The 16,467-nt window shown below is 32.9% G+C and carries 14 protein-coding genes; 4 read left to right on the plus strand and 10 right to left on the minus strand.

The features are described from left to right. The first annotated feature begins 170 nt into the window (after positions 1-170). The 3 genes from JOOMADRAFT_RS02615 (at position 171) to JOOMADRAFT_RS02625 (ending at position 2,647) form a co-directional block, all read left to right on the plus strand. Positions 171-1,136: a YheT family hydrolase gene (locus tag JOOMADRAFT_RS02615; RefSeq protein ID WP_008611137.1), complete on the plus strand. Its 966-nt coding sequence runs from the start codon at positions 171-173 to the stop codon at positions 1,134-1,136. Positions 1,137-1,222: 86 nt separating this feature from the next. Continuing rightward, entirely contained in the window at positions 1,223-1,741 is a 519-nt protein-coding gene (gene azu, locus JOOMADRAFT_RS02620; protein WP_008611138.1) for an azurin, read from the plus strand. Positions 1,742-1,753: 12 nt separating this feature from the next. Then, positions 1,754-2,647, plus strand: coding sequence for a 3-keto-disaccharide hydrolase (locus JOOMADRAFT_RS02625; protein WP_008611139.1), 894 nt, complete (start codon positions 1,754-1,756; stop codon positions 2,645-2,647). 4 nt (positions 2,648-2,651) lie between these two features. Here the strand turns inward: JOOMADRAFT_RS02625 and JOOMADRAFT_RS20640 are convergent, their stop codons facing one another. From JOOMADRAFT_RS20640 to JOOMADRAFT_RS02675, 10 genes are all read right to left on the minus strand, one after another. Further along, a complete protein-coding gene (locus tag JOOMADRAFT_RS20640) occupies positions 2,652-4,184 on the minus strand; it encodes a TlpA family protein disulfide reductase (RefSeq protein ID WP_008611140.1) in 1,533 nt (510 codons plus the stop codon). A 532-nt stretch (positions 4,185-4,716) separates the two neighbouring features. Beyond that, positions 4,717-6,117, minus strand: a complete 1,401-nt coding sequence (locus JOOMADRAFT_RS02635) for an efflux transporter outer membrane subunit (RefSeq protein ID WP_008611141.1) — start codon at positions 6,115-6,117, stop codon at positions 4,717-4,719. 1 nt (position 6,118) lies between these two features. Beyond that, on the minus strand, positions 6,119-9,268 hold the full coding sequence (locus JOOMADRAFT_RS02640; protein ID WP_008611142.1) for an efflux RND transporter permease subunit: 3,150 nt from the start codon (positions 9,266-9,268) through the stop codon (positions 6,119-6,121). 23 nt (positions 9,269-9,291) lie between these two features. Continuing rightward, positions 9,292-10,416, minus strand: a complete 1,125-nt coding sequence (locus tag JOOMADRAFT_RS02645) for an efflux RND transporter periplasmic adaptor subunit (protein ID WP_008611143.1) — start codon at positions 10,414-10,416, stop codon at positions 9,292-9,294. Next, positions 10,416-10,928: a GbsR/MarR family transcriptional regulator gene (locus tag JOOMADRAFT_RS02650; protein WP_008611144.1), complete on the minus strand. Its 513-nt coding sequence runs from the start codon at positions 10,926-10,928 to the stop codon at positions 10,416-10,418. Before JOOMADRAFT_RS02650 ends, JOOMADRAFT_RS02645 begins: the two co-directional genes overlap by 1 nt. 89 nt (positions 10,929-11,017) lie before the next feature. Continuing rightward, entirely contained in the window at positions 11,018-12,148 is a 1,131-nt protein-coding gene (locus JOOMADRAFT_RS02655) for an AEC family transporter (RefSeq protein ID WP_008611145.1), read from the minus strand. Continuing rightward, positions 12,148-13,347, minus strand: a complete 1,200-nt coding sequence (locus tag JOOMADRAFT_RS02660; RefSeq protein WP_008611146.1) for a pyridoxal phosphate-dependent aminotransferase — start codon at positions 13,345-13,347, stop codon at positions 12,148-12,150. The genes JOOMADRAFT_RS02655 and JOOMADRAFT_RS02660 overlap by 1 nt, the downstream gene beginning before the upstream one ends. A gap of 192 nt (positions 13,348-13,539) precedes the next feature. Then, positions 13,540-13,935: a hypothetical protein gene (locus JOOMADRAFT_RS02665; protein ID WP_008611147.1), complete on the minus strand. Its 396-nt coding sequence runs from the start codon at positions 13,933-13,935 to the stop codon at positions 13,540-13,542. Positions 13,936-14,122: 187 nt separating this feature from the next. Beyond that, on the minus strand, positions 14,123-15,142 hold the full coding sequence (gene pheS, locus JOOMADRAFT_RS02670; protein WP_008611148.1) for a phenylalanine--tRNA ligase subunit alpha: 1,020 nt from the start codon (positions 15,140-15,142) through the stop codon (positions 14,123-14,125). Between the two features lie 223 nt (positions 15,143-15,365). Next, complete coding sequence (locus tag JOOMADRAFT_RS02675) at positions 15,366-15,722, minus strand: hypothetical protein (RefSeq protein WP_008611149.1); 357 nt, start codon at positions 15,720-15,722, stop codon at positions 15,366-15,368. Between the two features lie 103 nt (positions 15,723-15,825). On the opposite strand from JOOMADRAFT_RS02675, the gene JOOMADRAFT_RS02680 reads away from it, so the two are divergent. Next, positions 15,826-16,314 (plus strand): CvpA family protein, encoded by a 489-nt coding sequence (locus tag JOOMADRAFT_RS02680; protein WP_008611150.1) that lies wholly within the window; start codon positions 15,826-15,828, stop codon positions 16,312-16,314. Positions 16,315-16,467 lie beyond the last annotated feature (153 nt).

Here is a 16,467-nt window from a genome sequence, read left to right on the forward strand (position 1 = left end):
TTTTAAGTTTATGCTGCTACAAGCAACCACCTCGAAACAAGCCCGCAAAGGATTTAAAACCTCCATAAGAAATTAAAACAAATTTCATTAATTTTAAACTTGTAAAGCAAAGTTACAAACTATTATTATGCACGCATAATAATTAACGAATTTGAAATTAATAATTCCTTATGCCAATTTTAGCATCGCACTACAATCCTCCTCACTTATTTAAAAATGGTCATTTTGCAACTATCTATTCTGGAAAAATAAGGCAAGTAAAAGGTGTTCAGCAAAAACGAGAAGAGATTACCACACCAGACAATGATTTTCTGGATTTGGACTGGAGTTTTTCCGAAGAAAAAACAAACAAACTAGTTGTTATTCTCCACGGATTGGAAGGAAATGCTCAACGCCCATACATTACTGGAAGCGCAAAAATATTCAATCAAAATGGGTATGATGCGGTTTGTTTAAACTATAGAACGTGTAGCGGAAAAATAAATAAAAACTTTAGATCCTATCACTCTGGAGATACCGATGAGTTGGAGTGGGTTATAAATTTCATTTTAAAAAAATACAACTATCATCATATTGTTTTAAAAGGGTTTAGTTTAGGAGGAAATTTAACCCTGAAATATTTAGGACAACACAAAATTCCTTCAGAAATAAAAGTCGCAATAGCGGTTTCTGCTCCCTGCGATTTATATGGTTCGATGCTTGAAATTCATAAAAGAAAAAACTATTTATACGCGCTTCGATTTAAAAGAACACTCTTGGCTAAATTGAAAGAAAAGCAAAAACTATTTCCTGAAAAAGTTTCAAAAACGGATGTGAAAAAAATTATCACCTTAAAAGATTTTGATGATTTTTATACCTCCAAAGCTCATGGTTTTATAAATGCTTTAGATTATTACGATAAAAGTAGCTCCTTACAATTTCTAAAAAACATAGAAGTTCCTACTTTAATTTTAAATGCTAAGAACGACTCTTTCTTATCGGAGAGCTGTTTCCCGATTGAAGAAGCCAGAAAAAACAACAATTTATTTCTTGAAATTCCCGCATACGGAGGTCATGTTGGATTTTATGACGCTCATAATGTTTATTATAATGAAAAAAGAGCGTTAGAATTTGCAACAAAATTCACAAAATTTTAAAAGAATATTACCTAATTTATTAGGCTTGTCTACTTCCAAATGAAGTATAAATATGTATCTTAGCGCTTAATTAAAACAAAATAACAATGAAACTTTACAGTAAAATAGCTGCATGTCTTTTTTCTTTGGCCATCATAAGTTGTGGTGACGGGAAAAAAGAAAAGAAAGAAGAGAAATTCCAATATGAGCAGGAGCAGTCTTCTTCTAAAAAAACATCGGATGCTGAAGAATCGCAAAACACAGTGATTATTACAGCTAACGATATGATGAAATTTAATAAAAGTGAGATCCGTGTTAAAGCTGGTCAAAAAGTTACTATTACATTAAAGCATGTTGGTAAACTTGACAAGAAAGTAATGGGGCATAATTTAGTTATTCTTAAAGCTGATGCCGACCTTGTTGATTTTGCTACTAAAGCTACTGGAGCTACAAACAATGAGTACATTCCTGAAGGAACAGATGCTGTTATAGCTCATACAAAACTATTAGGTGGTGGTGAAAGTGACACTATTACTTTTGAAGCTCCAGCTGCTGGAACTTATAACTTTTTATGTAGTTTCCCTGGACACTTTGCTGCTATGCAAGGTAAATTTATTGTAGAATAATTTATTATTAAGATGAAAATATATCAGTTTATTTTATTAAGTGCACTAATTTCAATAGTTGCTTGCAAAAGCAAAGAAGAGAAAAAAGAAGAACCTATAAAACAAACTGATACAGCAGTCCAGCTAGAATGGCAACAGCTATTTAATGGTGAAGACCTTTCTGGCTGGACTCCTAAAATAAGACATCATGAAGTAGGTGAAAACTACGCAAACACCTTTTCTGTAAAAGATGGATACATTACCGTAAATTACGACGACTACCATGATGTTTTTAATAAACAATACGGACATCTTTTCTATAACAAGCCTTTTTCTGCTTATTTTCTAGCTGTTGAGTATAGATTTGTAGGAGAGCAAATAGCCGACGGCGAAGGTTGGGCCTATAGAAATAGTGGTGCTATGCTACACGGGCAAGCTCCAGAAACTATGCTTAAAGACCAAGATTTTCCAATTAGTATTGAAGGGCAATTTCTTGGTGGAAATCCGGATACAGATGATGAGCGCTCTACACTAAATCTATGTACCCCTGGAACAAATGTTGTTTACAAAGACTCTCTTTTTACACCACATTGTACTAACTCCTTATCCAAAACCTATAGAGGCGACCAATGGGTTAGAGGTACTTTTTTAGTTTTAAAAGACTCTATTGTAAAACATATTCTAGAAGGAGAAACAGTTTTAGAGTACATAAACCCTACAATTGGTGGTAGTGGTGTTACCGATTTTGACAAAACAGCAAAACAAGATGGGAAACCACTAACCGAAGGATATATTTCTATCCAAAGTGAAAGTCACCCAATACAATTTAGAAAGGTTGAAATTATAGACTTAGATCCAATTTACAACGACAAAGACAAGCTAAACGCTACTATTGATGCTATTTTAAAAGAAGAGAAAGCAAAATAAATTTCTATTCCCTTAAAGATAATAGCGAATCTATTTTGTGCTGAAGTCTTTCCTCAGAAGGAGCCGCCTCATTAAAATCAATAATAGATCCATATTTATCCAATAATAAGTATCTAGGTAGCGAATTAATTTCTAATTCTTTTGTAAAGTCTACTTTAGTAGAATTTCCTTCAATTAATTGAAATTGATTTCCTTTTAGCTCATGCTTATTCAATACATCTAACCATTTCTTGTTTGAGTCCCACACATTTATCCCTACAAAAGTTATGTTTCTGATATATTTATCTGCCAATTTATTAAATGAAGGAAATTCTACTAAACAAGGCTTACATGAAGAAGCCCAAATGTCCACATACAAAAATTTGCCATTATATTGATTTAAGGTAGTTGTATCTCCATTACGATTAATAAGTTTTGTTTCAACTACCGATCTAATTTTCTTTACTTTATTGAGCTTATTAAAAGTACTTTCAATATCTTTCTTATAATATGCATCTGTATTTATAGCTTTAAAAGTTTTATAAAACAGATCTAAACTATCTACACCTATTATATGCCATTTAGCAATAAGATATGATACTTTATTTTTTATTTTTTGATTTGTAATATTTTTATCTATTTCCTTTAGATACGCCACGTCAATATCACAATTTTTACATTTTAAGAACTTTCCCTTCACAAATAAATCACTCTTATCTTTAAGGAAATAGTAATGATTATTAGCCAAAAAAGGGATAAAGAAAGGTAACTTTAATAATGTTTCATTATTTATATCAATAGAAGAAAATGGTTTTGGATAGTTTATAGAAACTTTATAGTCCTTTTCATCAGTAAGTAACTTTTTATCTACTTCGAAACTCATTAAATTATAATCCATATTAAGAGCTATAAAGGACCGTTCAAGATGCAAAAAATCAATATTTTTTATAGGCGTATCCTCAAGAAGCTTTTTATAAACACCTCCAATTGAATCATTCATTTTTAAAAATTCTTCTTCATCAAGCTTTACAAAGTTCTTATAAGTATCTATATGCTTTAATGCTTGCCTCTTCTTTTGACGTGAAAAAAGATATTCATTTTCATCAGCACCAATTCCTTTGAAATACACTTTACTCTTTTCTTGGTCTAGAATTAGATCCAAATTAAAACCAGGCTCCAAATAAATATCAAAATTTAGATTGTCCACCTCTATTTTATAGTAACCTAGCGCTACTGAGATTGTATCCTTAAACTCTCCTTTTTTGTTTACATAAAAAGTATCTATTGTTTTAGGATTAGTAATATCTCTATTTTTAATAACAAGGAATTCCGACTTAGAAGAAACCAATCCCCCTGAAATAAGCACAGCATTTTCTACCTCTTTTTCGCAAGAAAAAAAGACAACAAGCATTAAAGCATATAGAATTCTATTCAAATTATATAAATTTACTTTCTTCTTCCAAAAATTCTCAGAAGAAATAAGAACAGGTTTATAAAATCTAAATACAGAGTTAAAGCTCCCATAACAGCTTCTTTTGTATCTTCTTCCGTCCTTCATTTCCGATGATATTCATCTGTTTAATTTTCTGTGTATCATAAGCAGTTAATACAACAAATATTAGAACCCCCTGCATAAATTAACGTGGGTTCGAAATAAATCTAAATATAGGACAAATTTAACTATATGATTTTAAATTACTTAATCCTCCTTTCGTTTTTGTATTGACACAAAAACGAAACAAAAAGGTCAAGACTGATTTAAAAAGTATTTAAATAAGTCAGTTTTCTCATATAGAACTCACGTTAAATTACAATTCAATAAATCATTTTATTTTCAAAAAAAAATTATCTCGAATCAAGCCCAAGAGGTATTCAAACCAATGAGTTTAGTTTATTACGGTGCAGAAATCCTTCAGCAAACTCAAAACAGGCTTTGAAATAATTAAACCCTCTATGAGGGATTAACGAGTTTTATTTATAAAAACATAAAAAAGCCCTCACTTTCGTAAGGGCTAACCATGAATGAAATCTATTTAATCCATTAAATGAGTTAAATCATTAACAGGTAAATTGATTTTATTGTTATTGCCTTATTGCCAACCTCCACCAAGTGCTTGGTACAGTGTTACAACAGCATTTAAGCGTAAATATTTATTTTCAACCAAAAGCAATTCAGAGTTTAAAGAATTCTCTCTAGCCGTAAGTACTTCCAAGTAATTTACTAAACCTTGATTAAGTAATTCTTCAGAATACTCTGTAGCCAAACTATATGCTTCGTACTCTTTTTGTCTAGCTTCAATTTTATCTACTGCAGCTTGATAGCTATACAACGCATCTGAAACTTCTCTTCCAGCGGTTAATAATGTTTGCTTATAATTTAATAAAGCCGACTCTTGTTGCGCTTTAGAAACTTCAAATTGAGTACGTATTTTCCTTCCATTTAAAATAGGCTGAGCCAAACCACCAACTAGCGAGTTAAAAATAGAGCTCGCATCAATCCAATCATCAAAATTTAAACTTTGGAAACCAGCGCTAGCACTTAATGTAATAGAAGGATAAAAGCTACTTCTAGCAACATTAGTAAGCTCAAAAGCATTTATTAATCCATATTCTGCTGAAGCTACATCGGGTCTGTTTTGCAACATCAAATAAGGAACTCCTGTAGTTAATTCTTGGTCTATTTCTTGAGACTCCAATACACTACGCTCTATAGCATGTGGAGGTTGCGCTAATAAAATAGAAAAGGCATTCTCTAATAATTTAATTTGATTTTCTAAATCAATTTTTATCGCCTTTGCTGTGTATAACTGAGCTTCGGTTTGTTTAACCGCCACTTCTGTAACCATTCCAGCATCTTTAAGAGCCTTTGTTGTTTCTAAACTCCCTTCTCTATTTTCTACTGTTTCATTAGTAATTTTTAACTGTTCATCTAAAGAAAGTAATTGATAATAGGTAGAAGCAAGTGCTGCAATAAGTTCTGTTTTAACAGCTTTATGCGCTTCGATAGTTTGCAAATACGTTGCTTCGAAAGCTCTTTTATTACTTCGTATTTTCCCCCAGATATCTGCTTCCCATGATAAACTTGCCGTTAAATCGTATTGCTCATAAGGGGCATTAAAAATACTTCCAAACTGACTGTTTTCAGAATTTTCCTGACGCGTAACTGTTCCATTTAAATTTAAAGTTGGATAATTGCCAGCCTTTCCTTGTTTTAAATAAGCCTCTGAAGCCACAATTTGCTGTAGCGCCATTCTGATATCTAAATTATTAACAAGTGCAGTATCTATATATCTTTCTAGAATTGGATCCTTAAATAAAGTTCTCCATGAAACCATTCCTAATGAAGTACTGTCTTGAGATAGCTGATCGGTTCTATAAAGATTTTCCGTTTCAACCTCAGGTCTTTCATAATTCTTAGCCACAAAACACGATTGCAACAGCAATGGCGCGCTAAGCCCTAGTATGATTTTATATATTTTTAAGTTCTTCATCTTAATTTAAGTTATCTTCAGATTCAACAATAGCTTCTGGAGCTCCTGAAATTTTTTCTTGTAACCATTGGAATACTACAAAAAGAATTGGGATTGCAAACACTCCTAAAATTGTTCCAATTAACATCCCTCCTGCTGCTCCAGTTCCTATAGAACGGTTACCAGCGGCACCAACACCACCTGCTAATGCTAATGGCATTAATCCTAAAATAAAAGCAAATGAAGTCATCAAAATTGGTCTAAGTCTAGCTTTAGCCCCATGAATTGCAGCATCTGCAAGACTCTCTCCTCGTCTTCGCCGTTGAAGTGCAAACTCCACAATAAGAATTGCATTTTTGGCTAAAAGCCCAATTAACATAATAAGTGCAATTTGAAAGAAAATATTATTTTCCAATCCAACCATTTTGGTTGTAAAATAAGCTCCAAACACCCCTAATGGTAATGATAAGATTACCGAAAAGGGCAGCAAATAACTTTCATACTGTGCCGATAATAAAAAGTACACAAACACAATACTTAAAATAAATATTAAAATTGTCTGACTTCCTGCATTTACCTCTTCTCTAGTTAGTCCAGAATAAGCAATATCATAATTTGATGGTAAGTTTGCCGCTTCAGCTTCTACTACAGCAATTGCATCCCCAGTACTATACCCAGGATTTGAAGCTCCAGTAATTTTAGAAGAATTAAATAAGTTAAAACGGGTAACCGACTGAGGTCCGTACACTCTTTTTAGTTTTACAAACTGAGTAATAGGTGCCATTTCCCCTTCTCCGGTTCTAACATACAATTCATTTAAAGATTGTTTATTATCTCTACTTTCGGGAAGTGTTTGTAAATACACACGATACTGTTTACCAAATCTAGCAAAATCGGCTGCATAAATACCTCCTATATATCCTTGTAAGGTAGAGAATATAGAGCTAATAGGCACTCCCTTTTCTTTAGCAACAGGCACGTTAATCTCCATCTCATACTGTGGATATTTAGTATTAAAAGAAGATTGCGCATATTGAATTTCAGGATGTTTCATTAAAGCCATCATAAAATCACGATTAGCCTCATCTAGTTCCGTAAAAGCACCTCCAGATCTATCTAATAAATTCACTTCAAAACCAGAAGAAATTCCAAAACCAGGAATACTTGGCGGTGCAAAAAATATAATATTTGCCTCTGGAATTGTAGTAGCTATTCCAAATAACTTCTTGGTAAGCGCATCTACAGAAAGAGAATCTTCTCCACGTTCTTCCCAGTCTTTTAATTTAATAAATCCTAATCCGTAGTTACTACCTTGTCCTCCTAATAAGCTAAATCCACTAATTACAGACACACCTTCTACACCAGGTAAATCCTTAGTTTTTTCATATAATAATCTGTTTACTTCTCCAGTTCTATCTATAGATGAACCCGCAGGTAATTCTACATTCGCAAAAATAATCCCACGATCTTCATTAGGAACAAAACCAGTTGGAGTAGTTGAAGAAACCCAAATTATACCAGCTATAGACGCCAATAATGCAACTCCAGTAATCCATTTATGTTTGTATAGAAAGCCTAAAGATCTTCCATAACGTTCTGTAGTAGCACTAAATCCCTTATTAAAACCGTCATAAAAACGTTGTAAGTATGTTGTGTTTTTCTTCTCCTCTTCCGTATGAACTTTTAAGAATAATGCACACAATGCAGGGCTTAAGGTTAAGGCATTTACAGCAGAAATCATAATCGCTACAATTAGCGTTACCCCAAATTGCTCATAAAAAACCCCTGTTGGTCCTTGGATAAATGTAACAGGAATAAATACAGCTGCCATTACTAAGGTAATAGATATAATAGCTCCTGATATTTCTGTCATTGCATTTATAGTTGCAGATTTTGCAGATTTCTCATTCCCTTCTTCAATCTTGGCATGCACCGCTTCCACCACTACAATAGCATCATCGACCACAATACCAATAGCCAGCACTAAAGCGAATAATGTTAGTAAGTTTATGGAATATCCGAAGACATTCAGAAAAAAGAAAGTACCTATAATTGCAACAGGAACTGCTATAGCAGGAATTAAAGTAGATCTAACATCTTGTAAGAAAATAAATACTACCAAGAAAACCAATATAAACGCCTCAATAAGTGTATGCACCACCTTATCTATCGATGCAGTTAAAAAGTCGTTTGTATCATACGGAATAAACAAATCTATCCCTTTTGGAAAATCTGGCTTCAGATTCTCCAATTTTTCGTGAATAGTCTCAATAATCTCTTGTGCATTGGATCCTTTTGTTTGGTATATCGCCATGTTTACACTTGGATACCCATTTGTAATAGAACTCGAAGCAAAAGATTGCGCACTCAATTCTATATCTGCAACATCTTTTAAACGTAGATACTGACCATTCCCTAGCGCTTTTATAATGATGTCTCCGTATTGTTTTTCAGTTTTAAAACGCCCACTGTATTTTATTACGTAAGAAAAAGCCTCCCCATTATTCTCTCCTAAAGAACCTGCAGCTGCTTCTAAACTTTGCTCTCTTAAAGCTGCCGAAACATCTGATGGAATTAAATTATATGCCGATAATTTATCTGGTTTTAACCAAATACGCATTGCATAATCTTGACTAGAAAATACATTAACATCTCCAACCCCATTTACACGCTGTAATTCTGGAATAACGTTAATTTTTAAGTAATTCTGAACATACGTAGCGTCGTAATCCTCATTAGATGAGAAAAAGGAAATAAACATCAGCGAACTCGTTTGTTGCTTTTGTGTTATAACTCCTGTTTGTACAACCTCTTGCGGCAACAAAGCATTGGCTCTAGATACCCTGTTCTGTACGTTTACAGCAGCAATATCTGGATCTGTATTTTGATCAAAATAAACCGTAACATTTGCTGTACCAGCATTGGTAGCGGTAGAAGTAATGTACGTCATTCCTTCCACTCCATTTATCTGCTCTTCAATAGGAATAATTACACTCTCTAATATGGTTTCGGCACTGGCTCCAGGATAGGTAGCATTTACCTGAACAGTAGGAGGGGCAATATCTGGATACTGCTCTATAGGCAAGGTTAAAACCCCTAACCCTCCTAAAATTACTAATATAATGGAGATTACTGTAGATAATACAGGTCTCTCTATAAATGTTTTTAGCATAACTTACTTTTTAAGCTTTTTTGTTAGTTTCTAAATAATGTTTTTATCGGTTTTGTTATACTATCAAATGACGTTTCTTGTGGTACAATTTCAGCTCCATCTCTAAGTTTATCCACTCCTTTAGCCACTATAACATCTCCAATTTTAACACCAGATTCTACTACATATAAGTTTTCTATGTGGTCTGTAATTTTAATTACTTCAGATTTTACTTTATTATCACTTCCTACATGAAAAACTAATGTTTGCCCCTGACGCTCAAAAGTAGATTCTTGAGAAATAACAGGTACATCTGTATAAACGGTAGGGATTTGTATTACCCCACTGTTTCCATTTGTTAAAAGTCTTTCTGGATTAGGAAATGTAGCTCTAAAGCTAACTGTACCTGTATTTTGGTTTACTTGCCCAGTTACAGTTTTAATTTTTCCTTTATGCTTATATAATTCGCCATTAGCTAAAACCAAATTGATTTCTGGAAAATTGTCAAGTTTTTCCTGACGGGAATCTCCTTTTGTATTCTGAACAAAATCTAAGTAATCCTCTTCATTCATTGAAAAATAAGCATATACTTCTTTTATATCAGAAACTGTTGTTAACGGTATTTGGTCACTCGGACTTACTAAAGTTCCTTCTCTATAAGGTATTGCTCCTACAAAACCATCAACAGGACTTTTAACCGTAGCATAATTTATATTAGCATTTATGGCGCTATAATTACTCTTTGCTTGTGCTAAATTAGCTTTGGCAGTTTCTAATTGAACTTCACTAATAATTCCCTTTTCTACTAGTGGCTTTAATTTATCAACCTCCACTTGGGCTACATTTACACTAGCTTGAGCAGCACCAGCATCTTGAGTTAAAGATTCTGTTTCTAAACGAAATAAAACTTGCCCTTTGCTAACTTGCTGTCCTTCGTCTACTAAAACATCTTTTATATAACCAGATATTTTTGCTCGAACCCCACTGTTTATAACCCCTTCTATACTTGTAGGATAGGTTTTATAACCAGTAATTTTTTTACTTTCTATCTTTACAGTAGGATAAGGCATTGCCTGAGCTGCTTGTTGCGCTTTTTCCTTCTTCCCACAACTTACAAGGACTATTGCAAAACCTACTAGGAATAGTTTAGAATATAATTTTGAACTCATTATTGTACTTGATTGACTGTTATTAAATTATTTTTTAGTTTACATAAATTTTCAATCATGGCATCCACAAACTCAATGTAGTGCTTATTGAAAGAAAGATCTTTTCTGTTTTTCATTGTTAATTTATCATCTGCTGATAATGTTTTTTCTCGATAATTAAGAACCTTAACATGCAGTTCTCGCTCTTTTTTCCAAGAATTAATTTTATCATCTAAACGATTTATCATATTATCAACCGAAGCCTTAAAATACCTTCTACGGTCTCCCGGTTTTGTGTAATAACCAATCCTCCCCATCGACTGTAAAAGCTGAAGATTTGTTGAAAGCGAACTTTTACTCACTTGTAACTCTTCCAAAATCTCGTCAAAAGTTGCACCTTTATCTCCTGCTAAAGCTAAATACCCAAAGATTCTTGAAGACAGTGGAGATAGCATATCTTGACATTCAAAATACACTCCCATTTCTTCTATTAGCTCTTTTTTTAGCTTCATTAATTCTACATCTTCTATCATATTTTATAAATAAGATGCAAAACTACGTTTAGTTCGGTAATTACCGAACTAAACAGCAGTTAATAGTATGTTAAACTTTAGCTTAAAAATTAAGCGTTACTTTCAGAATATTTTTTTGAGGTAGTGGAGGAAGCTTTAATAAACGATTTAAAACTTTTGCAAATTACCACAAAAACACCTAAAAAACAGCATGTTAGACCTAATATTAATAAATTAAACACATCCGAAAATGTATTTCCTGCAGAGAGAATACATAATATTAGTAATGTAGAAATAGGTAATGAAAGTGCTAAAACTCCAATTGCAAAATTGGAATCAAATGTTTTAGCATTAGTGTTTTTATTTTTTTCTGAAGAATCTATTAAAGAAATATGTGCAAATGGCCAAAAACTACAAGCACTAAGAGCAAATGAAACTATTAAAAGAATAGTACTGCCATTTATTCCTCCAAACAGCATAGCTAACGAGGCAATTAATACAAGTATTACTCCTGCGCGTAACATTAATAAAGAAAATATTTGCACAAACTGCATTCGTTTAATTTTAAATGCCAAACCAATATAAATAAGTACTAATGGAGTCATAATAATACTTAGCCTTGAAAAGGTATCCTTAAAAAAACTAGGAAGCATAGTAAGGTTAACACCAAAAACTACAAAGAGTAAGGCGGCAAAAATAAAAATATTAACGGGTTCTTTTAGAATTGAAATAAATAGATTTTTAATCTTCCTTGAATTCCCAATAACTCCAACTACATCTTGATTATTTTGATAGTACCATTTCATTGCAATAATATACAATACAACAAGTACAAAAACTTTATTTCCTAAATCTGCCATTGCAGCTTTAGCTAAATAATCGTCTCCTAAAAATTCTAATATAAACGGAAAAGACGATAAGCCAGGAGCAAGAGAAGGGATAAGCAACCTACTTGTTCTTCCTATGGCAGTATTTTTTTCAATCCCCACCAAAGGAAGCATTAAACCAGTAATAAAGTATAAAACTACATTTAATAAAATTGCTAAAAATGGAAGTGAAATTAATGCCATACTAATATTCACCTTTAATAAAGCAATAAAAATAGTGGCAGGCAATGCAAGGTTTAAAATTATTTTTTTCAACCCTGTAACTTCTTCTGGACTTTTAAACTTAAGCTTGAGTAGAAATCCTATTAAAATAAATAGCAGTAATGATATGGTTTTTTGTAAAGCAAACTCCATTAAACAAGTATTTGATTAATTGCCTCAGCAAAGTATTTCATTTCTTCCGTTGTTCCCATACTCACTCTACACCAATCTTGATCCCAAAATTTAAAGGCCCTAACCACCACTTTCCTTTCATATATTTTATCAAGAAATTCGTCTCCTGCCATTTCTATAGGAAATAGAACAAAGTTTGTTTGAGATGGGAGGTAGGAAATATTTTTTTTCTCTAATAAGTTGTAGGTAAATTGTTTTGCTTCAGTAATTTTTGACTTACAATCTTCCACAAAATCAACATCGTCTAAACTAGCATTGGCAGCAGCTATTGTAGGCCCTGTAATCCCCATTCCACCTCTAGTAATTTTATTAATTTCATCTAAAGAATTCTTATTTCCTAACATATATCCAATGCGCAGTCCAGCCATTCCATATATTTTGGAAAAAGTACGAGCTACAAACACATTTTTTCCTTTTGCAACCAGAGGAGCCATGCTATTATTTAACCCACCTTCTGACAATTCTATATAAGCTTCATCAATAAAAATAGGAACCTTGTCTGATACGCGATCACAAAAATCATAAAGCTTTTTGGTGTCTGTTAATGTTCCTGTTGGGTTATTAGGATTTGTAATGTACACTAACTTTGTATCTGCATCTATAGCAGCTTCCATAGCATCTAGATCGTGTTGAAAATCTTTAGTGAGCTTAATAGGTTTCCAGTTGCCGCCTGAAGCTTTTGCCACTTGAACCAAAGACATATAACAAGGGTCTCCACTAATAACATTTCCTCCATCTCTAAAATAAACCAAGGCGGTTTTCTCTAATAAATCAGACGACCCAGGTCCCATCATAATATTATCTGTAGTAACTCCTTCTTTTTGCGCTATTTTTCCTACTAATTCTCCTAAAGACCGCCATGAATAATGATTCCCTTCTGTAACAGCCTCTTGAAAGGCCTTTGATGCTTTTAAGGATGGTCCATATGGATTTTCATTCCATACCAATCTAGCTTTCACCGTACTTAAATCTGGAAATCTAGGGGGAGTAAACTCTTTAAAGCTAGTTAAATTGGAATTAAACATAAAAGGCTGTTTATTTCCATGCGCATAATCTGCCGTTGCACTCCATAAATCTATTGGTGTTAAAGCTAATGCTCCAGCAGCTAATGCTCCTTTTTTAAACCATTCTCTTCGGCTGTTATTCTTTAGGTTTTTCATTTCTTGTAGATTAATTAAGTTAAGTTGCTACAAGTTATAGCAGACTAACAAAATTTCCTATGAGAAAAAATTAAAACCGAAGCTGTTAAATTTTAAGATTTATAAAATAAAACGGATATATTGTGATATTTTAATCATAAATGTTAAAAACAAGATTATTTTATCTCAATTTTAACATTAAAAAGAAGTGACTTAATTCGCCAAAACACCTGCTATTCCTAACACAGGAACAGCAACCTCATTGCTCTCTGAAATCTGATACTCGTTAAAAAGGAATTTTTTTTCGTATAATTTATTATCAGCAAAAAAAGTAAGAAAAAACTCGTTTTTCAATTTAAAAACCTCCTCTTGGATAAGTTCTACTTTCCTAAAAGATTTAGCTTCCAAATCTCCAAGTCCATGGCGCATAGTTGTAGTTTTTAACGCTTCTCCATAACCTTTAGAAACCAAAATAGCTCCTTCTATTGCACTTTCCCTATTATTTATAAGATAGATATACCAAGTTTTTGAAAGGTGCTTTTCGTCCCACTCATTTACAGCAGCAACATAAACTTCTTCAGCAATAGGGATTTCTATATCTTTTTTCATGTTCAATTTATCGTTTTAACGGTTACATGGAACCTCCAAATAATCATTCTGCTATATGTCTAAAAATATAGGCATAGATATTTATTATAAGTAAAATACCTCGGAACAATTCACGGGGCATTAAAAGGAAAAACCTAAAACATTCCAAAGCAAGCTTCGGAGCATTCAAATTTCGATTATTGAGTAATTATAAAACAGATTTAAATTGTTTTAAGAAACGGATATCGTTTTCACTAAGCATTCTAATGTCCGAAATTTGATGCAACAATAAAGCAATTCTATCTATTCCCATTCCAAAGGCAAATCCAGAATATTCTTTAGAATCAATTCCACAATTTTCTAACACATTAGGGTCTACCATTCCGCAACCCATAATTTCCAACCATCCTGTACCTTTGGTCATTCTGTAATCGGTTTCGGTTTCTAAGCCCCAATACACATCTACCTCAGCACTAGGTTCTGTAAATGGAAAATAAGATGGACGTAAACGAATCTTAGACTTCCCAAACATTTCTGTAGTAAAATACTGTAGAGTTTGTTTTAAATCGGCAAACGAAACTCCCTTATCAATATACAATCCTTCTACTTGATGGAAAAAGCAATGCGACCGAGAAGAAATAGCCTCATTTCTAAAAACACGCCCAGGAGAAATTGTTCTAATTGGCGGTTTATTATTTTCCATATAACGCACTTGCACAGACGACGTATGCGTACGCAATAAAACATCCGGATTAGTTTGCACAAAAAACGTATCCTGCATATCTCTAGCAGGATGGTATTCTGGTAAATTTAATGCCGTAAAATTATGCCAATCGTCTTCAATTTCTGGCCCTTCAGAAACATTAAATCCAATCCGAGAAAATATATCAATAATTTGATTTTTAACAATAGAAATTGGATGTCTTCCTCCCAATTCCAATGGCATTGCAGGCCGCGTTAAATCGCCATACAAATTTTCTGTAGGCTGAGCACTCTCTAAAGCTTCTTTTAGAGAATTCACCTTTTCCTGTGCAGTATTTTTTAACTGGTTAATTACCTGTCCAAATTCTTTCTTCTGCTCATTAGGAACATTCTTAAATTCAGCAAAAAAGTCATTTAAAAGTCCTTTTTTTCCTAGATATTCAATTCTAAATGCTTCAACCTCATCTAAAGTAACCGCTGTAAAGCCTTTTACTTTCTCAATATGTTCCTTAATAGTATCAATCATAACCATTTTTTCTTTGGAAGGGCAAATTTAAAGATTTCTAAAGAATATTTGCCGTTTCCTTCAACTTATAATTCTTTTTTAGAAGCTTTTTAGCTTGCGAAAATATAAATCGCTGTTTCCCGCTTTCCCCACTACACGGCTATTTGTCTCTGCCAAACAGACGGGGTAGTTGGCTCAATCGGGGCTAGCAGCTATAACTAGCACACTCTATATTGTTTTTTTACTATTCTATATAACCACTATCTGTAAAATACTGTACAATAGCTTCTTTCATCAAAACCGACTGTTCACCTGCTTTTAGGGTAGGTAATTGCTCTTTCATTACATAATGTGGCCAACCATCATCATCAAAAAAATCAAACTCATAATATCCATAAGGCTCTAAAAGTCGGCAAATAGCAATATGCATTAAATTAAGCTTTTCGTCCTTTTTAAACTTTCTATTAAGTTGCCCAAGCTCTTGAACCCCTATTAAATAAATAATAGCATCAAGCTCTAATTCATCCCCATCTGCAAATTGATTTGAGAGTTTTCCAACCAACAAATCCCATTTCATTTTTAAAACCTCGTCTCTTGCCATTTTATAATTTTGTGCAAAAGTAAGAAGATAATTTTTCTATTAACATCATAGCATTTTAATTTCTAAAAATCTAAAATGTATATTTGTTAAAATGATTTTCTGAATGAATTACATTGACATCGTTTTAGGCGGACTTATTATCTTCGGAATTGTACGCGGATTTATGAAAGGGCTTTTTATAGAAGTAGCCTCCTTAGTTGCACTTATTCTTGGAATCTATGGCGCCATCCACTTTTCATATTTTGTGGGCGATTTCCTTCAAGAAAAAGTCGACTGGGAACAAAAATACGTTAGCCTTACTGCCTTTGCTATCACCTTTATCATTATAATATTGGCTGTCTCTCTTATAGGAAAACTACTTACAAAAATTGCTAATTTAGCTGCTTTAGGCTTATTAAATAGATTCTTTGGAGCCGCTTTTGGCGGATTAAAAATAGTGGTAATTTTAGGAGCTATTTTAATTTTTATAGACAGAACCAATCAAACTATTGAGTTTATAAAGCAAGAAACTATAGACAGCTCAGCTACCTATAAACCCGTTAAAGAGATTGGAGGCTTTGTTTTTGATTGGGTGCTTAGAGAAACTTCCTAAAATATTAAATTTAGTATCTGGATAAAAATACAAGACCTTATATTAAAGGAGAAAAGAATAAATTGTAGTTCCCACAAGTTATGATTTATAGAGGAAATTCTTCGTTTCTTTTCTATTTTAAACAAAAAAATGGCTGTTTAAAAAGTAATTTAT

This window comes from Galbibacter orientalis DSM 19592, assembly GCF_000260115.1.
GTDB lineage: Bacteria > Bacteroidota > Bacteroidia > Flavobacteriales > Flavobacteriaceae > Galbibacter > Galbibacter orientalis.